This window comes from Sphingopyxis sp. Soil_C_28, from assembly GCF_057657055.1.
In genome coordinates this window covers 172227-192678 of the sequence record NZ_JBDGJE010000002.1, presented here as the reverse complement: position 1 = coordinate 192678, position 20452 = coordinate 172227, and the positions used below count along the sequence as shown (strand labels likewise).

General features: G+C 65.9%; 20 protein-coding genes and 1 tRNA gene. 16 read left to right on the top strand and 5 right to left on the bottom strand.

Annotated features, from left to right (window positions below; translation table 11 throughout):
* Positions 1 to 5: 5 nt before the first annotated feature.
* Positions 6 to 173: a hypothetical protein gene (locus AC3A43_RS09090; RefSeq protein ID WP_487792220.1), complete on the top strand. Its 168-nt coding sequence runs from the start codon at positions 6 to 8 to the stop codon at positions 171 to 173.
* 192 nt (positions 174 to 365) lie between these two features.
* Here AC3A43_RS09090 and AC3A43_RS09085 read toward each other — a convergent pair whose 3' ends face one another.
* Positions 366 to 707 (bottom strand): hypothetical protein, encoded by a 342-nt coding sequence (locus AC3A43_RS09085; RefSeq protein WP_487792219.1) that lies wholly within the window; start codon positions 705 to 707, stop codon positions 366 to 368.
* 266 nt (positions 708 to 973) lie between these two features.
* Between AC3A43_RS09085 and AC3A43_RS09080 the strand changes: the two genes are divergently transcribed.
* The 3 genes from AC3A43_RS09080 (at position 974) to AC3A43_RS09070 (ending at position 4017) form a co-directional block, all read left to right on the top strand.
* Positions 974 to 1048: transfer RNA gene (locus tag AC3A43_RS09080), tRNA-Glu, on the top strand.
* 132 nt (positions 1049 to 1180) lie between these two features.
* Positions 1181 to 3223 (top strand): alpha/beta hydrolase family protein, encoded by a 2043-nt coding sequence (locus AC3A43_RS09075; RefSeq protein WP_487792218.1) that lies wholly within the window; start codon positions 1181 to 1183, stop codon positions 3221 to 3223.
* A 140-nt stretch (positions 3224 to 3363) separates the two neighbouring features.
* Positions 3364 to 4017 (top strand): response regulator transcription factor, encoded by a 654-nt coding sequence (locus AC3A43_RS09070; protein WP_487792217.1) that lies wholly within the window; start codon positions 3364 to 3366, stop codon positions 4015 to 4017.
* Positions 4018 to 4205: 188 nt separating this feature from the next.
* Here AC3A43_RS09070 and AC3A43_RS09065 read toward each other — a convergent pair whose 3' ends face one another.
* A complete protein-coding gene (locus AC3A43_RS09065) occupies positions 4206 to 5252 on the bottom strand; it encodes an ACP S-malonyltransferase (protein WP_487792216.1) in 1047 nt (348 codons plus the stop codon).
* Complete coding sequence (locus AC3A43_RS09060) at positions 5249 to 7393, bottom strand: thiamine pyrophosphate-dependent enzyme (protein ID WP_487792215.1); 2145 nt, start codon at positions 7391 to 7393, stop codon at positions 5249 to 5251. The genes AC3A43_RS09065 and AC3A43_RS09060 overlap by 4 nt, the downstream gene beginning before the upstream one ends.
* A gap of 247 nt (positions 7394 to 7640) precedes the next feature.
* Here AC3A43_RS09060 and AC3A43_RS09055 point away from each other — a divergent pair, with 247 nt between their 5' ends.
* The 8 genes from AC3A43_RS09055 to AC3A43_RS09020 are packed head-to-tail and all read left to right on the top strand — an operon-like array spanning position 7641 to position 14924.
* Entirely contained in the window at positions 7641 to 8327 is a 687-nt protein-coding gene (locus AC3A43_RS09055; protein ID WP_487792214.1) for a DUF4129 domain-containing protein, read from the top strand.
* On the top strand, positions 8324 to 9559 hold the full coding sequence (locus tag AC3A43_RS09050; RefSeq protein ID WP_487792213.1) for a DUF4350 domain-containing protein: 1236 nt from the start codon (positions 8324 to 8326) through the stop codon (positions 9557 to 9559). Before AC3A43_RS09055 ends, AC3A43_RS09050 begins: the two co-directional genes overlap by 4 nt.
* Positions 9546 to 10511 (top strand): AAA family ATPase, encoded by a 966-nt coding sequence (locus AC3A43_RS09045; protein ID WP_487792212.1) that lies wholly within the window; start codon positions 9546 to 9548, stop codon positions 10509 to 10511. The genes AC3A43_RS09050 and AC3A43_RS09045 overlap by 14 nt, the downstream gene beginning before the upstream one ends.
* Positions 10508 to 11824: a DUF58 domain-containing protein gene (locus AC3A43_RS09040; RefSeq protein ID WP_487792211.1), complete on the top strand. Its 1317-nt coding sequence runs from the start codon at positions 10508 to 10510 to the stop codon at positions 11822 to 11824. Before AC3A43_RS09045 ends, AC3A43_RS09040 begins: the two co-directional genes overlap by 4 nt.
* Entirely contained in the window at positions 11821 to 12861 is a 1041-nt protein-coding gene (locus AC3A43_RS09035; RefSeq protein ID WP_487792210.1) for a stage II sporulation protein M, read from the top strand. The genes AC3A43_RS09040 and AC3A43_RS09035 overlap by 4 nt, the downstream gene beginning before the upstream one ends.
* Positions 12858 to 13727: an RDD family protein gene (locus AC3A43_RS09030; RefSeq protein ID WP_487792209.1), complete on the top strand. Its 870-nt coding sequence runs from the start codon at positions 12858 to 12860 to the stop codon at positions 13725 to 13727. The genes AC3A43_RS09035 and AC3A43_RS09030 overlap by 4 nt, the downstream gene beginning before the upstream one ends.
* Entirely contained in the window at positions 13714 to 14415 is a 702-nt protein-coding gene (locus AC3A43_RS09025) for a nitroreductase (protein ID WP_487792208.1), read from the top strand. Before AC3A43_RS09030 ends, AC3A43_RS09025 begins: the two co-directional genes overlap by 14 nt.
* Positions 14416 to 14417: 2 nt before the next feature.
* Positions 14418 to 14924, top strand: a complete 507-nt coding sequence (locus tag AC3A43_RS09020; RefSeq protein WP_487792207.1) for a hypothetical protein — start codon at positions 14418 to 14420, stop codon at positions 14922 to 14924.
* Between the two features lie 10 nt (positions 14925 to 14934).
* Here the strand turns inward: AC3A43_RS09020 and AC3A43_RS09015 are convergent, their stop codons facing one another.
* Positions 14935 to 15369, bottom strand: coding sequence for a hypothetical protein (locus AC3A43_RS09015; RefSeq protein WP_487792206.1), 435 nt, complete (start codon positions 15367 to 15369; stop codon positions 14935 to 14937).
* 107 nt (positions 15370 to 15476) lie between these two features.
* Between AC3A43_RS09015 and gyrB the strand changes: the two genes are divergently transcribed.
* Complete coding sequence (gene gyrB / locus AC3A43_RS09010; RefSeq protein WP_487792205.1) at positions 15477 to 18053, top strand: DNA topoisomerase (ATP-hydrolyzing) subunit B; 2577 nt, start codon at positions 15477 to 15479, stop codon at positions 18051 to 18053.
* Between the two features lie 132 nt (positions 18054 to 18185).
* On the top strand, positions 18186 to 18590 hold the full coding sequence (locus AC3A43_RS09005) for a septal ring lytic transglycosylase RlpA family protein (protein ID WP_487792204.1): 405 nt from the start codon (positions 18186 to 18188) through the stop codon (positions 18588 to 18590).
* A gap of 23 nt (positions 18591 to 18613) precedes the next feature.
* On the opposite strand, the gene AC3A43_RS09000 is transcribed toward AC3A43_RS09005, so the two are convergent.
* Entirely contained in the window at positions 18614 to 19543 is a 930-nt protein-coding gene (locus tag AC3A43_RS09000) for a glutaminase (RefSeq protein WP_487792203.1), read from the bottom strand.
* A gap of 102 nt (positions 19544 to 19645) precedes the next feature.
* Between AC3A43_RS09000 and AC3A43_RS08995 the strand changes: the two genes are divergently transcribed.
* Both AC3A43_RS08995 and AC3A43_RS08990 read left to right on the top strand, forming a co-directional pair.
* On the top strand, positions 19646 to 20119 hold the full coding sequence (locus AC3A43_RS08995) for a VOC family protein (RefSeq protein WP_487792202.1): 474 nt from the start codon (positions 19646 to 19648) through the stop codon (positions 20117 to 20119).
* Positions 20116 to 20442 (top strand): ArsR/SmtB family transcription factor, encoded by a 327-nt coding sequence (locus tag AC3A43_RS08990; RefSeq protein WP_487792201.1) that lies wholly within the window; start codon positions 20116 to 20118, stop codon positions 20440 to 20442. Before AC3A43_RS08995 ends, AC3A43_RS08990 begins: the two co-directional genes overlap by 4 nt.
* The last annotated feature ends 10 nt before the right edge of the window (positions 20443 to 20452 follow it).

Below are 20452 nucleotides of genomic sequence, written 5' to 3'. Positions count from 1 at the left end.
CGGAGATGACGCGCGAGGCGCTGGAGAGCGAGGTCGCGAAAGAACTCGTCGACGACGCGCGCGATCAGTGGGGCAAGGATGTCGCGCGTCGCCTCGATGCCGCGTGCCGGATGCTGCAGAAGGTCGCCGTAGCCGATCTGCGCTGCCGGCCGGCCGTCACCGAGTGGGAATAGGAAGCGGCCTGCTGTCGATCGACACGAGCGGACCAAGGAGCAGGCGCTCACCTTCGAGCCATGCGAGCCCGCCCCGGACGGCGGCTCGCTCGGCCGCGCCTTTCGACTTGAACCAGCGGCTTTGACGTAGGCCGCAGCGCCAGCGATATTCCTGCGGCTGCTCCGGCCGGCGCCACGCCTTTCGCCTGACACTCATATCATTCTCTCCGTTTTGCGAGGGTGGACCCGCAGCGCCGCGGCGTGCAGCGGCTGCTCGGTCGACACCGAGGGCTCGACCCCGACGGCACGCATGACGCCCCGCAGCTGGGTCTGGAGGTGCGTCGAACGGCAATAGCTCGCGGTCGTCGGCGTGCCGGAACTGGCTTCGTCGTTGCGCATCTGACGCCAGAAATCGACGAACGGCTCCGGATCGCCCGCGCTGAATATGTGCAGCACCTTGAGCGCCAGGCGCACGCCGTGGCTCGGCGGCGGCGCGCCCGCGCTGGCGAGCTCGACCTGCTCGGCGAGCGTCTTGAGGCTGAGCTCGATCAGCATGTCGCGGTCGATTCGCATGCCACATTAGAACATCGTGTGAACATCACGACAAGCTTGCATCGTACCCAAGGTGACCATAAAGGTTCCCCCACCCCGCGCGAAGGCGCGGAAACCTGTGGGCTCAAAACCGTGCCCCGTGGGGGAACAGTCTTTGATTTTATTGAAGATTGTGATTTCACGGCGAAAACACGGGTTCGAGTCCCGTAGGGGTCACCACGGTCAAGCGAGCGGTCGGCTCGCCTTCCTTCGAAAATTCCCGACCATGCGGCCCCTTCGTCTAGCGGTCAGGACGTCGCCCTCTCACGGCGAAAACACGGGTTCGATTCCCGTAGGGGTCACCAAACATCCTGCCTCCGGATTTCCTGCCGTCCCGTACGGATCGGAGTCACCCGACGCTAAAGGTCGGGTTATATTTGATTTCTCCCGTCGATTATTGAAGGTAACGAACGACGCGAGTCTTTCGGGGGGAGGATATGTTGGCGATCGGGCGGGATCAGGGGCGGGAAAAATGTCCCAGCGGGCGGGCACGGCCGCGATTTTTTGCGGCGTGGCAACGGCTTTTCGGACGTCCTCTGTTTGCCGCGGCCGCGCTGCTCTTTGCGCCCCATGCCTTCGTAGCGGCGGACGAGGCCAAATCGCCCCGGACAATCCCGGTCTTTACGCCCCTGCCGACCAGCGCTTTCGCCGGGATTCCCTTTGTCGAGGACGTCGATCTGTCGCCCGACGGGACGCATATAGCGGGGCTGTTCGGGATCGCGGGCGAACAGCGCATCATGGCGATGCCGATGCTGGGCGACCGGTCGAAGGGCGTTCTGATCTCCGTTCCCGACCAGACGCAGGTCCGCTGGATTCGCTGGGTCGGCAACGACAATATCATCGTCGGCCTGACCGCGCTGATGCCCGTCGAGGGCGAGCGCTGGTATGTGTCGCGCGTCATCGGCATCGATCGGGCCACGGGCAAGATTACAAAGCTGTTGTGGGACAGCGGCGGGCAAAATGCGTCGGACGTCCTCTGGATACCGACCGACGGCAGCCGGGAGATTCTGGTTGCGGCGCAAAACTCGATCTATGGCAATCATCCCGACTTCTGGCCGGCGGTCTATCGCGTCGACGTGGCGACCGGGCGCAAGCGGATCGTCGAACGACCGCGTCCGAACATCGTCGATTGGGGCGCCGATCATCTGGGCCAGGTGCGTTTCGGTATCGGGTATCGCGACACGAGCACGCAATCGAGCCTGCTCTTTCGGGCGAAGGGCGAAGGGTCCTTGCGCGTCATCGACACCGCAAAATTGAGCGCGGAAGAAAATCTGACCGTCCCGTTTCACTTTGTGCCCGGCAGCAACAATGGTTTCGTCATCAAGGACATCGAGGGCGGCCGGGCGGCGGTCGTCGAAGTCGACATTCCGACGGGCAAGGAGGTGCGGACGATCTATGCCGCCAAAGATGCCGACGTCGAAGGCGTGTTGATGGCGTCGAACGGGTCGAAGCTGCTCGGCGTCCGGACCAGCGACCGCAGCACTCCGCTGCGCTGGCTCGACCCCACGATGGCCGCGCATCAAAAAACGCTGGAGGAAGCATCGCCGCAGTCGACGGTGCGGATCGAGAGCCTGAGCGCCGATCAAAGCAAGATGCTCGTCCGGTTCAGCACCCCCGACAATCCAGGCCTGCTGTTCTATTTCGATGCGGCGACGGGCGACCTTCTCAGGCTGGCGGCGATGAACGAGGCGATCGGCGGCAAGCGCCTGTCGCGCGGGCGGATGGTGCAATATAAGGCGCGCGACGGGCTGGAGATCGAGGGCGTGCTGACGATGCCGCGCGGCCGGCGCGACAAGAATCTGCCCTTCATCGTCATGCCCCACGGCGGGCCGTGGGGGCATGACGAGCTGAATTACGACTATTGGGCGCAGTTCCTGGCGGAGCGCGGTTATGCCGTACTCCAGCCCAATTTCCGCGGATCGACCGGCTATGGCGCCGCGTTCGAAAAGGCGGGGCAGGGGCAGATGGGCTTTGCGATGCAGGACGATGTGACCGACGGTGTGCGCTGGGCCGTGGCCGAAGGGATCGCCGACCCGAAGCGCGTCTGTATCGTCGGCGGCTCCTATGGCGGTTACGCCGCGATGTGGGGGCTCGCCAAAGACCCCGATCTGTATCGCTGCGCGATTTCCATCAACGGCGTCGCCAATCTGCGCCGCGAGGTCAATGATTTCGGCGGCGCGATGCGCGAACGCCTCTATCGCGGCCAATGGCAGAAAATGACCCCCGATTTCGCCGCCGTTTCCCCGATCAACGTCATCGCCCGGATCAAGGCACCGCTGCTGCTGATCCACGGCAAGAAGGATGTGACGGTCGATCACGAGCAGTCGGCGCGCATGTATTCGGCGATGACGAAAGCCGGCAAGACGGTCGATTTTGTGTCGGTCCCGCTCGCCGATCATTATTTCACGCGTCAGGCCGATCGCATGACGTTGCTGACATCGATCGAAACCTTCCTTGCCAAGCATAATCCTGCCGACTGACGCGCCCGCCCGATAGGCGGCGGGTTTTTCGCTCGGCAGCGCGGCGGTGTCCGGCCTGTCGGCGGCATGTGCTCCGAAATGGCGCCGCCCTCGACCCTTTCTCGCTGTCGGCGCACGGACTTCGCGGGCAGCATGGCCGGGTGACCAAAAACGGGGGCCATATCCATCTGATCCTGCCCGACCCGACCGAGCGGGCGGCCTGTTTTCGCGTGCTCGCGGCGGGCGCCGACCGGGTCGTGCGCAGCTTTGCCAGCGCCGCGGCGTGGATCGAGGCCGAGGACGGCGATACGGGCGCCATCCTGCTCTTTCATTGGCGTCAGCCGGGTACGATCGACGGGGCGGCGCTGCTCGATCATATCGCGGCGCGTCCGGGAATCGTCGCCTTTGTCGCCGCCGAGCAGCTGAGCATCGCCGAATCGCGCGCGATCCTGCGCGGCGGGGCGCAGGACCTGCTGCCCGCACCGCTCGACCCGCGCCTCGTCCGCCGCACGATCGATGCCGCGCTGGCCGATTGGCGTGCGCGGCAGGACGCGATCGACCGGCACCGCGAAGCCGAAGCGCGACTGGCGGCGCTGACGCCGCGCGAGCGCGACATATTGGATGCCATCGCGGCGGGGCTTGGCAACAAGGCGATCGCGCGTCAGCTCGAACTCAGCCCGCGCACGGTCGAGATTCACCGCGCCAATATCATGCGCCGCGCGGGCGCGGGCAATGTCGCCGAGCTGCTGCGGCTGCAGTTCATCGCCGAATTCGCAGGCGGCGCGCCGTCTAATCCGGTCCGTTTCGGTGCATGATCGCGGCGGAACCCGGCCAGGAACCGCGCGTTGCCCCTATAAGGAAGATGAACGGCGCACCGCCCTTGAGTTGGTCCCCATTGGCGCTGCCGTTCATCCGCATGGGGTCGACCCCACCTGATCCCATGCGAACGAAAGGGCCGGCAGAGAGTTTCTCTCTGCCGGCCCTCTTGTTATCCGGTCACCAGTTATCCGGTCACCAGCGCGCGCTGTTCGGCGCGGCCCATCGACAACAGAATGGGGTCGGCCGCTTGCCGCGCCGCGAAGTCCGCCTTGCCTTGAATCCCCTGCCAGCCGATGCCGATCAGCGATTGCGCGATCGCGCCGCCCAGCGTGTCGCCGGGGCCGGGCAGGATGATGACATCGGGGGCATATTCCCTGAGCGCGACCTGCACCGACAGCGCGAAATCATAAGGCGCGAGGATCTGGTGGCCGAAGGTGTAATCCCAGACCGCGGCCGGATCGCTCGCGTGGCGCCGCCAGATATGGCCGCGGCCGTCGACCAGCGGCAGCGCGGGGCGGCCGAAGAGCGAACCGGGGAGTTCGGCCTTCGCCTTGTCCGAACTGCCGAACATCAGCGGCGTATGGAACGGGCCGTGGCCGGCGAGGCGGAGCGGGTCGCGTCCGGGGGTCGGCGGCGCCGCGACCAGCAGCGCGGCGAGGCCTTCTTCATTGCCCGCGAGCACGAGCATCCCGGCGAGGTCGATCGACAGCGCGAGGGCGTGAGCGGGGCGTGCGTCGATCGCAGCGACAAGGCCGAACAGCGTTTCGCGCAGGCCCGGCACAGGCCGCCAGTCCTCGTCGACCACCTGCAGCAAGATCTGTCCGCCGGGACCGTGCGTCTGGCTGTTGAGCCCCATCGCATTGCTGATGCGGAAGCCGTCCTCGACCGACACCGCGCCGCCAAGCGCGAGCGCGCTGTACCAGCCCATCGAATTGCCCGCGACCGCGACGACGTCGAATTTCTCGCGATCGATGCTGAGGAAGTCGAGTGCGGTCGCGGCGTAGATCAGCGGCGCCGCGACATCGCCGCGCATATGCGTCGCGACGCTGAAACGATCGGCGCCGTCGAGTTCGGTCACCGTCGGCTGGCCGCGATCGCGGCGCTGGGCATCGAAATTGGCAATGAGGCTTTCGAAGCGGGCGCCGTGAAGGCGCGCGATGCTGCCGAGCTCGCCCTTGCCATAGGTGCCGCGCCCCGGGGCGACGACGAGGGCGGTCTTGCGCGCGCTCATGCCAGCAGCTCCTTTGCCGCGGCGACGATCGAATCGCGGCTCGGCAGGGTCAGGGTCGCCGCGCGGCCGAGCGGGATGAAGCTGTCTTCGGCGGCGATGCGCGCGACCTTCTTGTCCGGCGTACGCTCGACGAACAGCGCCATCAGCGCCTCGCTCTGCGATCCGGTGATGCGGCATTCGTCGACGATGAGGATGCGTTTGGCGCCGCCGACCGCGTCGACCAGCTTCGCCTCATCGACCGGGCCAAGCCAGCGCAGGTCGATGACGCGCGCCTTGACGCCGTCGGCCGCGAGCAGCTTTTCCGCCTGCCGCGAATAATAAGTGCCGTTGCCATAGGTGACGATCGCAAGATCGGTGCCGTCGCCAAATACGCCGACGTCGCCGAAGCGGATCGGCGCGCCTTCGCCCGGCGCTTCATAGGTGCTGGTCCACAACCCATCGCCCTCTTCGTGGAGGTCGCGGGTCATATAGAGCGCGATCGGTTCGACGAAGACGATGACGCGCTGTTCCTCGCGCGCGAGCCGCACACATTCGCGCAGCATCGCGACCGCGTCGCGTCCGTTCGACGGCACCGCGAGGATCACGCCCGGAATGTCGCGGAAGACGGCAAGGCTGTTGTCGTTGTGGAAATGGCCGCCGAAGCCCTTCTGATACCCCAGTCCCGCGATGCGGAGGACCATGGGGTTGGTATATTGTCCGTCGGAGAAGAAGCTGAGGGTCGCCGCCTCGCCGCGAATCTGGTCCTCGGCATTATGGACATAGGCGAGGAACTGGATTTCGGGCATCGGCAGGAAGTCGTTGTGCGCCATGCCGATCGCGAGGCCGAGGATCGCCTGTTCGTCGAGCAAGGTGTTGACGACGCGCGCCGAACCGAAGCGCTGATGAAGCTTGGCGGTGACGTTATAGACCCCACCCTTCGGCCCGACATCCTCGCCCGCGACGACGATTTCCTTGTGCGCGAGCATCAGGTCGGCGAGCGCCCAGCTGAGGAGCCGCGCCATATGCTGCGGTTTGTCCATCGCGCCCGCGTCGCTGCCGAACATCGCGGCGCGATCCTCGGCCGACGGGGTGTTCGCGCGAACGATTTCGCGTTTCGGCGGCACCACGCTTTTCATCACATGCGCGGAGGTCGTGATCTTGGGTCGCAGGATGGCAGCCTCGGCCTGCCGCGCCAGCGTCGCGCCGATGTCTTCATAGGCATCGGCGATCTCGGCCGGAGTCATCCAGCCGTGCCCGGCCATCAACGCCGCGCCGGCGAGCAGCGGATCGCGCGCCTCGTCGGCCTCGATCAGCGTCTTGGGCAGATAGGCGCCCTGCACGTCGGACCCGGCGTGACCATAGAGCCGCACCGTCGCCATATGGAGGAAGACGGGTTTGCGATAGCGGCGTGCATAATCGGCCGCCTCGGCGGCGCCGGCATAGGCGGAGACAAGGTCGGTTCCGTCGCATTTGATGTAATGCAGCCCGGCGCGGTGGCGGAATTGCGCCTCGATCCAACCGGTCGGGGTGCGCGTCGAAATGCCGATCCCATTGTCTTCGCACAGAAAGATGAGCGGCATCGGCGAACCCTGGAACGCCGCCCAGCCCGCGGTGTTGAACGCCCCCTGCGCGGTCGAATGGTTCGCCGACGCATCGCCGAAGCTGGTCAATACCACCGCGTCGTCGGGGAGCGGCAATCCGGTCATGCCGAGGCGGCGCGCGATGCCGATCGAAAAGGCGGCACCGACCGCTTTCGGCAGATGCGAGGCGATCGTCGAGGTTTGCGGCGGAATGTTGAGCGGTTTCGACCCGATCACCTTGTGCCGGCCGCCCGAGATCGGGTCTTCGGACGAGGCCGCGAAGCTCAGCAACATGTCCCATGTCGGGGTCTGGCCGGGGACCGACCGCGCACGATGAAGCTGGAACGCATTCGAGCGATAATGGAGGAATGCCATGTCGGTGACGCGCAGCGCCGCGGCGACCGCGGCATTGCCTTCATGCCCCGACGACCCGATCGTATAAAAGCCTTCGCCGCGCGCCTGCAGATGGCGCGACAGCCGGTCCATCTGGCGGCTGGTCAACTGCGACAGAAAGATATCGGTCGCCTCGGCGCGCGACAGCCCGACCATCACGGGATCGGGCGCGTCGGCGCGATCGGGCAATCTGCCCCCCGCCAGCGCTGCCAAGAATTTTTCATGTACCGCTTGCGCCGCGTCCACTTGTCTCTCCTGTCGCGCGGCCGCTGGTTACAAAGGTAACGAACCGGCCCGTTTTGCCGCGCGCTATATCGGGGCAGTTCCACGCGCAAGCATCTCTTGCCTTGCCGCGCTCGCTCGCGCTACCACTTGTCGCGATGATCGACCGGGGCGGGACAAATATTTCAACATGATATCCCTGTGGATCGCCCAGGTGACGGCCGCGTCCCCGCCGCCGAGCCCCGACGGATCGGGGGGATGGCTGCTCGATCCCGAACTCGTCGATCCGGGTTTTAGCCAGACGATCGCGGGCGGCGAGATCCAGACCGCTTTTCCGCCACCGCCGCCGCCCCCACCGCCGACACCCGAGTGGCTGAAATCGCTGTTCGACGCGATCGGCAGTTTTTTCCAGTGGAGCGCCCCCGCCGCCAAGCCGCTGTTGTGGATCGCGGTCGCGGTGGTGGTGCTGTTTCTTCTCTATCATTTCGTCCCCGCCTTTGCGCGCTGGGTCGACAATCTGCCGTTCCGTCGCAAGGCGGGCGAGGCAGATGCCGAGGACGTCGTCGGTCTGGCCGAAGCCGGCGCGGCGCGCGCGCTGCTCGCCGAGGCCGACGCGCTCGCTGCCGAGGGCCGCTTTGGCGAGGCGGTTCACCTGCTGCTCTATCGCAGCGTCGAGGATATCGAAGGCCGTCGTCCGGGGCTGGTCAAACCCGCGATGACGTCGCGCGACCTTGCCGAAGCGCGCGACCTGCCCGCCGTCGCGCAGCGCGCCTTCAGCCGCATCGCCCGCGCGGTCGAGATCAGCCTGTTCGGAGGACGGTCGATCGACGCCGGGGCGTGGCAGCAATGCCGCAGCGCCTATGCCGAGCTGACGGTGCCAAAGAATTGGGCGCGCGCATGAGCGGCGCCACCGCCAACGACGGCTTCAACCCGCGCCTGATCGCCGCCGTGGTCGCGATCGGCATCATCGCCTTTATCGCGCTGTGGGCGCTCGTCGCACTGGGTCCGCAGATCAGCAGCGGCAATGACGGCGGCGGTCACGCGCTGTCGAAAGCGGCGCCGGGCTATGCCGGAATCGTCGATCTGATGGAACGCGGCGGGGCCGGTGTCGATTTGCGGCGCCGGGTCGATACGGCGCGCTATGACGACTATAAACCGCTGCTGGTGCTGACGCCCAAGCATCGCACGCGTCCCGAAGAGATGCTGGAACTGCTCGACGCGCAGGGCGGGCGTTCGACGTTGATCGTGCTACCCAAATGGCAGGCGGCCGCGGTGCCCGGGCAAGCCCCGAAGCCCGGATGGGTCAGCGGCGGATATCCCGATACGCCGCCCGCGCGGCTGCTTCCCGAGGCGCGTTTCGGCAAGGTGAAGATCGCGGCGCGCGCCAGCAAGGCGCAGGCCGTCCCGGTCCATATCGCCGGGCGGTCGCTCGCCGCTTTTCTTCCCGGCAATGTCCAGACGATCGAAGGCGATGAACTCGACGTGCTGGTCGCCGGCCCCGGCGGCGGATCGGTGATCGCACAGCTGCGCGGACAAGACGTCTATATCCTCGCCGACCCGGACCTGATCAACAATCTGGCCTTTGCGTCTCGCGACCGCGCACGCGCCGGCGCGATGCTGATCGACGCGCTCGCCGAATATGCCGACGCCGATGCCCTCGCCTTCGATGTGACGTTGAACGGTTTCGGCGGCCAGCGTTCGTTGCTGCGCTTCGCCTTCGTCCCGCCATTCATCGGCATCACATTGTGCCTGATCGCCGCCGGGCTGCTCGCGCTGTGGCAGGCGTGGATGCGCTTCGGCCCCGCGCTGAAACCCGGACGCGCGATCGCGGTGTCGAAGGCGGCGCTGATCGCGAACAGCGCCGACCTGATCCGGCAGGCGCGCCGCGAGCTCGACGGCGCCGACGCCTTTGTGAAAAGCCAGCGCACCGCGATCGCGCGGCGGCTGCACGCCCCCGCCGGGCTCGACGACGATGCGACCGACCGCTGGATCGACAAGCATCTGCGCGCGGGCAGCGAGCTATTTTCTTCGCTCGCGCGGCGCCTGCCGCTCGCGCGCAACACCCATGAATTTCTCGAGGGCGCACAGGCGCTGCACGACATCAGGAAGGATTTACTCCGTGACAGCCAATAATATCGCGAGCGTCCAGGCGCTCGGTGCCGCGATCGAGGCCGAGGTCGCCAAGGTGGTGTTCGGGCAGGGGCCGCTCACCCGAATGGTGACGATCGCGCTGCTCGCGGGCGGCCATGTCTTGCTCGAAGGCCCGCCGGGGACCGCAAAGACCTTGCTCGCGCAGGCCTTTGCGCGCGCGACTGGACTCGCATTCGGGCGTATCCAGTTCACCCCCGACCTGATGCCCGGCGACATTTTGGGGTCGAACCTGTTCAACTTCCAGACGTCGAGCTTTACCCTGACCAAGGGTCCGATCTTTACCGAATTGCTGCTCGCCGACGAGATCAATCGCACCCCGCCCAAGACGCAGGCCGCGCTGCTGGAAGCGATGCAGGAGCGCCGCGTGACGATCAACGGCGAGGCGCATGTGATGAGCCCGCGCTTCACCGTGCTCGCAACGCAGAACCCGATCGAGCAGCAGGGCGTCTATCCGCTGCCCGAGGCGCAACTCGACCGTTTCCTGTTCAAGCTGGTCGTCGATTATCCCGCCGCCGAGGAGGAGCGGCGCATCGTCGCCGACCATGGCGGTCGCTTCAAGAGCCCCGCGGTTGGCGATTTCGGCGTCACCCAGGTCGCCGATGCGAAAACGATCGATGCGGCGATCGACGTGATCGCGACCGTGCGGCTGGCCGACGAGATCGTCGATTATATCGTCCGGCTGGTTCGCGCGACGCGCGAGAGCGCCGACCTGGAATGCGGCGCCAGCCCGCGCGCCGCGACCTTGCTCGCGCGCGCGGCATGCGCTGCGGCGGCGCTCGACGGCCGCGATTATGTCATCCCCGACGATATCCAGCGCCTCGCCTCCGGCGTCCTGCGCCACCGCGTCATCCTGTCCGCCGCCGCCGAGATCGAAGGCCGTAGCGTCGAGCAGGTCGTGACGGCGCTGCTCGAACGCGAGGAAGTTCCGCGGTGATCTACCCCACCCGGCGCGCGATCTATTTGCTGCTGCTCGGCGCCCCGATGGCGCTCGCGCTCGGGCTGGTGCGGCCCGAGCTGTGGCTTGTCGCGCCCGGCTGGATCGGTGTGATCCTTGCCTGCCTGATCCTCGATTGCGTTGCCGGGGCCAATCCGCGCCAGCTGAGCCTCGATGCGCGTTTTCCGCATCAGGTCGGGGTCGGCGATCCGTTCGACCTGTCGCTCGTTGCCAGCGGCGCCGCGGTGCCGCCGCGCGCCGAAATCGCGCTCGCGCTCGACGAACGGCTGGCCGAGGGCGGACGCCTCGCGGGCGACATGCGCAGGGCTGGTAGCGGAGAAGCGCTGGTCCGCACGCTGTCGCTCACCGCGTCGCGGCGCGGACAGGCGCTGGTCGAGGCTCTGTGGATCCGCTGGGCGGGGCCCTTGGGGCTTGTCTGGAAACAGCGCAAATTTCCGATCGACGGCGCGATCAACATCGTCCCCAGCCTGCGTGCGGTGACCGACGAGGGCAGCCGGCTGTTCCAGCGCAACAGCTGGTTTGGCCTCCGCCAGCAACGTTTCCGCGGCGAAGGCAGTGAATATGAATCGCTCGCCGAATATCAGCCGGGAATGGACCGGCGTGCGATCGACTGGAATGCGTCGGCACGCCACGTCAAACTGCTCGCCAAGGAATATCGCGTCGAACGCGACAACCGCGTCGTGCTGGCGATCGACAGCGGGCGGACGATGGCCGAACCGGTCGGCGGGATGCCGCGCGTCGACCGCGCGGTGTCGGCGGCGCTGCTGCTCGCCTATGTCGGGCTCAAGCTCAACGACCGGATCAGCTTTTTCTCCTTTGCCGCCAAGCCGCAGACGCTGACCCCCGCCTATATGCACACGCAGGATTTCCCGGCGTTGCAGCGCGCCGCGAGCCTGATCGATTATGCGCATGTCGAAAGCAATTTCACCCTCGCGCTGACGACGCTGTCGGCGCAGCTCAATCGCCGCTCGCTGATCATATTGTTCACCGAATTCACCGACGCGACGAGCGCCGACCTGATGATCCGCGCCGCCGGGCGGCTGGTAAAGAAACACCGGTTGCTGTTCGTGGTGATCAAGGACGAGGAGGTCGAGAGCGAGGAACGCCGCCGCCCCGAAAGCGCCGCCGACGTCACCCGATCGAACGTCGCCGCGGCGATGCTGCGCGATCGGCAGCTGGTGATCACGCGGCTCCAGCGGCTTGGCGCCGACGTCATCGAGGTGCCCGCGGATGCGATGGGCGCAAGCGCGGTCGAAGCCTATCTGGGTATCAAGCGGGCGGGTAGCCTGTGATCCCGGTCGCCGGCCCCGCGCGCGCGATCGACGCGCCAAGCTTTTCGACGAGCCGCTTTCGCGCCGAGCGCGAGGCCGACTGGATCGCCTTCGACCTGCTACTCACCAAGCTGGAAAAGAAAGGCGCCGCCGCGCTGACCAGCGACGAGCTGCTGCAATTGCCGCTGCTCTATCGCGCGACACTGTCGTCGCTATCGATCGCGCGCGCGACCAGCCTCGACAAGGCGTTGCTCGATCATCTCGAAGCGCTGTCGATCCGCGGCTATTTCCTCGTTTACGGGGTACGTGAAAGCCGGCTCAATCGCCTCCGCCGCTTTTTCCTCTACGACTGGCCCGCCGCAGTGCGGTCGGTGTGGAAGGAGACCGTGATCATATCGCTGATCATCCTGCTCGGCGCGCTGACCAGCTATTCGCTCGTTGCGAGCAACCCCGAGTGGTATTTCAACTTCGTCGACGAGGAGATGGCGGGCGGGCGCGACCCGCGCGCGACCGTCGAGTTCCTGCAATCGACGCTGGGGCACGGCAAGGCGGTGGCGGGCGAGGGCGAGAGCGGGCTGCACGTCTTTGCGACCTATTTGTTCACGCACAACAGCCGCGTGTCGATCCTGTCCTTTGCGCTGGGTTTCGCCTTTGGCGTGCCGACGATGATGCTCGAATATTATCAGGGCATCGGGCTGGGGGCGATGATGGCGGTCTTTTCCGCCAAGGGGCTGGGCTATGATTTCGGCGGCTGGCTGTTCATTCACGGCACAACCGAGCTGTTCGCCGCCGCGCTGTCGGGCGCCGCGGGCCTGCGCATCGGCACCGCGGTCGTGTTTCCCGGCGCGCGCGGGCGATTGCAGGCGGCGGCAGAGGCCGGGCGCACCGCGGGCAAGGTGATGGTCGGGGTGATCATCATGCTGTTCGTGGCGGGGTTGCTCGAGGGTTTCGGGCGCCAGCTGATTACCGACACGATGCTGCGTTACGCGATCGGATCGATGATGCTGCTGTTCTGGATCGCTTATTATTACATCCCGCGGCGCGAGGATGTGACATGACCGCGGCCGCCGCCAACGCCCGATCACGCGCCGCGCGGGCGAAAAAGATCCGCCAGTTCGTCACGCCCGAGGGGGTCGACCTTGAACTCAAGATCGCGAGTTCGGGGCTGCGTTTCGGGGCGCTGCTGATCGATCTGATGCTGATCGTGCTGGTGCTGTTTCTTTTTTCGCTGGGCATGCTGTGGGTCGGAGCGGCGTCGCAATCTGACGTCACCGTCGTCGTGTGGATGCTCGGCGCTTTCCTGCTGCGCACCTTCTGGTTCATCGGCTTCGAACTGGGCTCGCGCGCCGCAACGCCGGGCAAGCGGATCATGGGCATCCGCGTCGTCGCGCGCGACGGCGGCCGCCTGACCGCCGATGCCGTCGTGGCGCGCAACCTGATCCGCGAGCTCGAACTGTTCCTGCCGCTGATGATGCTGGGGGTCGGCGCCTCCGAAGACATGGTGTCGGGATGGATCATGGTCGCGGGCATCCTGTGGTCGCTGACCTTGAGCCTGTTCCTGCTGTTCAACCGCGACCGGATGCGGATGGGCGACCTGATCGCCGGCACCTGGGTTGTGATGGCGCAACGCGCCAAGCTCGACGCCGACATCGCCACCGACGGTGCGGGCGAGGCGATCCGTTTCAGCGAGGCCGAGCTGGCCGTCTATGGCATTTTCGAACTGCAGGAGCTGGAACGCGTGCTGCGCGGCCGCGATCCGCGCGCGATGCGCGAAGTCGCCGACGCGATCCGCGCCAAGGTCGGACGGCCGGTGGCCGAAGAGGATGACGTCTTCCTGCTTTCCTATTACCGCCAGTTGAAGGCCCGGCTCGAACGCAAACTGCTGTTCGGCAAGCGGCGAGAGGATAAATATGCCAGCGACTGAAACCCCTGCAACCGGGAATGGCGTGACCCAAGCCCTGCATCGGCGCCGATCGGTGCGGGCGTTTACCGGCCAGCCGGTCGACCCGGCACTGCTGAAAACCATCTTCGCCGCTGCGCAACGTGCGCCCTCAGGCGGCAATCTCCAGCCGTGGCAGGCGACCGTGGTGACCGGCGCGCGGTGGCAGGCGGTGAAGGACGCGGTCGCGGCGCGGCTCGCGCTGGGGCGCGAAGGCTATGAGCCCGAATATGACATCTATCCCAAGGGATTGACCGACCCATGGGAGGCCCGCCGCTTCGGCGTCGGCGAGGGGCTTTATGCGTCGATCGGCATCCCGCGCGAGGACAAGGCGGGACGTCTCGCTCAGTTCGTGGAGAATTACCGGGGTTTCGGCGCACCGGTGATGCTTTTCCTCCATTGCTCGCGCATCATGGGGCCGCCGCAATGGTCCGATATGGGCATGTGGCTGCAATCGGTGATGCTGCTGCTTGTCGAACATGGCCTCGCCAGCTGTCCGCAGGAATGCTGGGCGATGTACGGCGCAACGATCCGCCGCACGCTGGCGCTGGACGACGGGCAGATTTTGTTCACCGGGCTGGCGATCGGCTATGCCGACACCGACGCGGCAATAAACCAGTGGGCGGTGCCGCGTGCGCCGCTCGAAGATGTGATCGATTGGCAGGGATTTTGAAGATGATCAGCAAGCACCCGGGTTTTCGCTATGGCGCCCTGGGCGCACTCATGCTCGCCGTTGCCGGCTGCACAGCGATCCCGCAGCCCGAAGCACCGCCGCCCGCACCCCGACCGGTCGCCCCCGCGCCGACGCCCGCGCCGCTGCCGACACCCGCCGGTTCGTGGGAGGACCGCGCGGTCAACGCCGGCGCGTGGCGCTATGACGCAGGCAGCCGGACCGCGGCGTTCGTCCCGACGGGCAGCGCAAACCCGCTGCTGACGATGGCGTGCAGCGGCAGTTCGATTCGCCTGACGTCGGCGCTCACGGGCGATGTCAGCCTGCGCACCAGCGCCGGAACCGACCAGATCCGCTTCGACGGCGGCAGTGCAAGCATGGGCAACCGCGACGCACGCCTCGACCGCATCGCGTTCAGCCGGGGGCGCTTTGCGCTCGAAACCCAGGGCGGCGGCGCCCTGACGCTGCCGGTGCAAGCCGAGATTGGGCGGGTGATCGAGGATTGTCGATAGCGGCGGGGCTTTAGCCCCCCAGCTGGACCGTCCCGCCCTTGATCCAGCCCCAGCGACACGGCCCCTGATATTCGCGGGCACTGGCCACCGACTTGCCGACGCCGCACATGTCCGGATCGGTGCCGGGCGCGGCAAAGATAACGCCGAACCAGGCGTCATTGTCGGCCGCCTCGCACAGCGACACATTCGCGCCGCCCGCCAGCTTGGCCTTGATCGCGCGCGTTTCGCCGGGGGCCCAATAGACGTCGGTGCCGCCCGGCTTGACGCGGCTTATGCTCGAACAGGCGGGCAGGCTTGGCCCTTCGGTGCCGATCATCACCGCGCGCGTCGCGAGCGGTTCGCCCGCGACATTGGGGGCGTTGTCGGCGGGCGGTGCAGGCTGGCTGCACGCGGCGAGCGAGGCGATCAGGAGGAGGGCGAGCGGGGAAGCGAGACTATGTTTCATGCCCGCGAAACTAGCCGCCGCAGCGCGCGCGCGCAACGCTCGTCGCCAGATGGCCGAGAGCCGCATTTTCGCTTGGGTTTTGCCGCCTTCGACCCTATATAATCGCTATGACGGACACCCCTGAAAATGTGGCGCCGAGCGCCAACACCAACCTGCCCAATATCAATGCCTATGGCGCCGATTCAATCAAGGTTCTCAAGGGCCTCGACGCGGTGCGCAAACGCCCGGGCATGTACATCGGCGACACCGACGACGGCTCGGGTCTGCACCATATGGTGTTCGAGGTTTCGGATAACGCGATCGACGAAGCGCTTGCGGGGCATTGCGACCTCGTCCTGATCACGCTGAACAGCGACGGATCGGTCAGCGTCGAAGATAATGGCCGCGGCATTCCAACGGGCATTCATGCCGAGGAAGGCATTTCGGCGGCCGAGGTCATCATGACCCAGCTCCACGCCGGCGGCAAGTTCGAGAACACCAGCGACGATAATGCCTACAAGGTGTCGGGCGGCCTGCACGGCGTTGGCGTCAGCGTCGTCAACGCGCTGTCCGAATGGCTCGAACTGACGATCTGGCGCGATGGCGAAGAGCATTGGATGCGCTTCGAGCATGGCGATTCGGTCGCCCCGCTGAAGGTCAACGGCCCCGCCCCCGCGGGCAAGAAGGGCACGCGCGTCACCTTCTCGGCATCGACCGACACGTTCAAAAATGTCCTCGAATTCGATTTTGAAAAGCTCGAACATCGCTATCGCGAACTGGCGTTCCTCAACTCGGGGGTGCGGATCAAGCTGGTCGACGCGCGCCACGCCGAGCATCTGAGCCACGATCTTTATTATGAGGGCGGCATCGGCGCCTTCGTCAAATATCTCGACCGCAACAAGACCGCGATGCTGCCCGATCCGATTGCAATCAGCAGCGAGCGCGACGGCATCGGCATCGAGGTCGCACTCGAATGGAACGACAGCTATTATGAAAATGTGCTGTGCTTCACGAACAATATTCCGCAGCGCGACGGCGGCACGCATTTGGCCGCTTTCCGGGCCGCGTTGACGCGCACGATCAATGGCTATGGCGACAAGTCGGGTATCCTCAAAAAAGAGAAGGTCTCGCTGACCGGTGAGGATATGCGCGAAGGCCTGACCGCGATCGTTTCGGTCAAGCTGCCCGATCCCAAGTTCAGCTCGCAGACCAAGGACAAGCTTGTTTCGTCCGAAGTCCGTCAGCCGCTCGAGAGCCTGATGGCCGACCGGATGACCGAATGGCTCGAGGAGAATCCCGCCTACGCCAAAGCGGTGATCCAGAAGGTCATCGACGCCGCCGCGGCGCGTGAAGCCGCGAAAAAGGCGCGCGAACTGACGCGGCGCAAGGGCGCGATGGATATCGCGAGCCTGCCCGGCAAGCTCGCCGACTGTCAGGAACGCGACCCCGCCAAGTGCGAACTCTTCCTCGTCGAGGGCGATTCGGCAGGCGGATCGGCGAAGCAGGGCCGTGACCGCAAGGTTCAGGCGATCCTGCCGCTGAAGGGCAAGATCCTGAACGTCGAGCGCGCGCGTTTCGACCGCATCATTTCGTCGAAGGAAGTCGGGACACTGATCCAGGCGCTCGGGACCGGGATTCGCGACGAATTCACGCTTGAAAAGCTACGCTATCACAAGATCGTGATCATGACCGACGCCGACGTCGACGGCGCGCATATCCGCACCCTGCTGCTCACCTTCTTCTATCGGCAGATGCCCGAGATCATCGAAGGCGGTCATCTCTACATCGCCCAGCCGCCGCTCTACAAAGTCGCGAAGGGCCGCAGCGAGGTCTATCTGAAGGACGATACCGCGCTCGAAAATTATCTCGTCGATGGCGGCATCGATGCGCTGATGCTCGAGACGACCGGCGGAGCGCGATCGGGCGCCGATCTGCGCGACCTGATCGAGCATGGCCGCCGCCTGCGCGCGCTGATGCGTTATGTCCCGCGCGGGCATAATTACGGGCTGGTCGAGGCGCTGGCATTGAACGGCGCGCTCGATCCCGAACTCGACAACGCCGGCCGCACCGCTGCGGGTATGCGCGCCGCCGAATGGCTCAACGCCGCCGAACGCGCGCTCACGGGCGGCGCCGAGGCGAAATGGACGATCTTTGCCGGCGACGGCGGTTACACGCTTGAAAAGCGGTGGCGTGGGGTCAGCGACCATCATGCAATCGACGCGGCTTTCCTGGCGAGCCAGGAAGGGCGCCGGCTGCACAAGCTCGCCGCCGAGCAGGCCGAAACCTATGCGCATCCCAGCCGGTTGGTGAAGGGCAGCAGCGCCGCAGCGATGGCGGCCGACGCCGCCGCGCTCGCCGCCGCCGATGCCGCCGAAGACGATGCCGAAGCGAGCGACAGCGACCTGCCCGCGGTCACCGCCGGCAAAGTCACGCCGATCACGCGTCCGTCCGAATTGCTCGAGGCGATCTTTGCGCACAGTCGCAAGGGCCTTGCGATCAGCCGCTACAAGGGGCTGGGCGAGATGAATGCCGAGCAGCTTTGGGAAACCACGCTCGATCCCTCAAACCGTACACTGCTGCGCGTCGAGGCCGAACAGGCCGATGTCGCGCATGAAATCTTCGAGCGGTTGATGGGGGACGAGGTCGAGCCGCGGCGCGATTTCATTCAGACGAACGCGCTGTCGGTGGCGAATCTGGACGTATAGTTTCAGTTTGTTCCGCGAAAAATACATGATTCCGAACACCCGACCGCAAATAGGGTTCAGTTGAACGCGCGGCGGCTTGCCTTGGCGAGCCGCCGCTGCTTTTGGCGCATCCTCTGACAAGGGGATGATGTCATGCGGGTCTTTTCCGCCATGCTGATGCCGCTTCTGCTCACGGTCTCGGCCGCGGCGCAGGACGCCGAAATCGCCAACGACACGGCCGTCGCAATCGACGAGGAAACCGAAATCGGCGGCGGAATGGCAAGCTATTACGGCAACGAACTCGCGGGCAACCGCACCGCGAGCGGCGAACGGTTCGATCCCTCCCAGCTCACCGCGGCGCATCGCTCGCTCCCCTTCGGCAGCAAGGTGCGCGTCACCAACACATCCAACGGCGACAGCGTGATCGTCCGCATCAACGACCGCGGGCCCTTTTCGCACGGCCGCGTGATCGACGTCAGCACCGCGGCCGCACGCGAAATCGGCATGCATCGCAGCGGCACCGCGCGCGTGAAACTGGCGCTGCTCAACGACGACTGAGCATTTCCGTCCTCCGACGGAATCTAATCGAAGACCGACCAGCCGGCGGCATAGGCGAAATGTTCAAGCGCGACCGCGCCGGCAAGCGACGTGCCCGCCTCGTTCAAGGCCGGCGACCAGACCGCGATCGATCCCTGCCCCGGCGCGATGCACAATATCCCGCCGCCAACCCCGCTCTTGCCCGGCAGGCCGACGCGGAAGGCGAATTCGCCGCTGTTGTCATAATGGCCGCAGAGCATCATGATCGCGTTGATGCGCCGCGCGCGGTGCGGTTCGATCAGCTGCTCGCCGGTTAGCGGGTCGCGGCCTTCCATCGCGAGAAACAAGCCCGCGGTCGCGAGCTGGCGGCAGCTCATCGCGATCGCGCATTGGCGAAAATAGACCCCGACGACGGTTTCGACCGGATGCTTCAGATTGCCGAACGAGTCCATGAAGTGCGACAGGCTGCGGTTGCGCGCGCCGGTCTCGGATTCGGAAAAGGCGACGTCGAAGTCGATCCCGACGCCATCGTCGCCCGCGCGTGCCCGCATGAAATCGACGATCTCGTCGGCGACCGCATCGCCGCTGCGCCCGTCGATCAGCCGGTCGGTCGTCGCGATCGCGCCCGCGTTGATCAGCGGATTGCGCGGGATACCCTGTTCGCTTTCGAGCTGGACGATCGAGTTGAACGCGCTGCCCGACGGTTCGCGCCCGACGCTGTCCCACAGCGAACTGCCGACGCGGCGCAAGGCGAGCGCGAGCGTGAAGACCTTTGACACCGACTGGATCGAGAAAGGTTCGTCGGCATCGCCCGAGGTGTGGACGGTGCCGTCGGGCAGCGCGAGCGCGAAGCCGAGCTTGTCCGGATCGACGTTGGCGAGCGCCGGGATGTAACCGGCGACGCGCCCCTGCCCGAGATGCGCGGCGGCGAGCTTCATCGCCTCGTCGATATGATTGCGCAGATCGTCGGTCATCGCGCTCGCCTAGCATAATCGGCGCGCAAAACATGTATTTTCATTTTTCTAGAAATATTCTATTATTTGCAAATCAAATACAGCGAATCGGGAGAAAGAGCTATGGTCGATCAACCGCGAGGCAAGGGGCTTTCGAGCGCCGTCAGCTATCAGGACAGCAAGGCGGCGTTCCGCTGGCTGGAGGATGCGTTCGGATTCGAGCCGCTGTTCGTGCTGCTCGACGAGCAGGGCAATCTCGCGCATTCGGAAATGGGCTATGGCAATTCGGTGGTGATGGTCGGCAATGAATGGTCGGACGACCACAAGAGCCCCAAATCGATCGGCGGCAAGAATACCCAATCGGTGCATGTCCAGCTGAGCGTCGGCGACGATATCGACGCGCATTGCGACCGCGCACGCGCCGCGGGAGCCGAGATCATCGCCGAGCCCGAAACGCAATTTTATGGCGACCGCAGCTACCGCGCCAGGGACCCCGAAGGCCATATCTGGACATTCGGGGTGACCGTCGAGGCGAAGACAGCCGACCAGTGGGACGCCGAGGGCGGCTTCACGACGAAGACGCGGCTCGACGATTGAGCGCCGCCATCGACCGCACGCTCGCCGCGCTCGCCGATCCGCATCGGCGGCGCGCGGTCGAGCTGCTCGGCCAGCGTCCGCGCAGCGCGGGTGAGCTGGCGGGCGAACTGGGCCTCGCCGCCCCGGCGATGAGCCGTCATCTGCGCGCGCTCAAGGAGGGCGGGCTGGTCGAGGACAGCCATCCGGCGTTCGACGCGCGGGTGCGCATCTATTCGCTGAAAGACGGCGCGACGGCGGAGCTCAAGCAGTGGCTCGCCGAGACCGAGGCGCTGTGGACCCACCAGCTCGCGGCCTTCAAGGCGCATGTGGAAACGGGCGAATGAGCGCACCCGA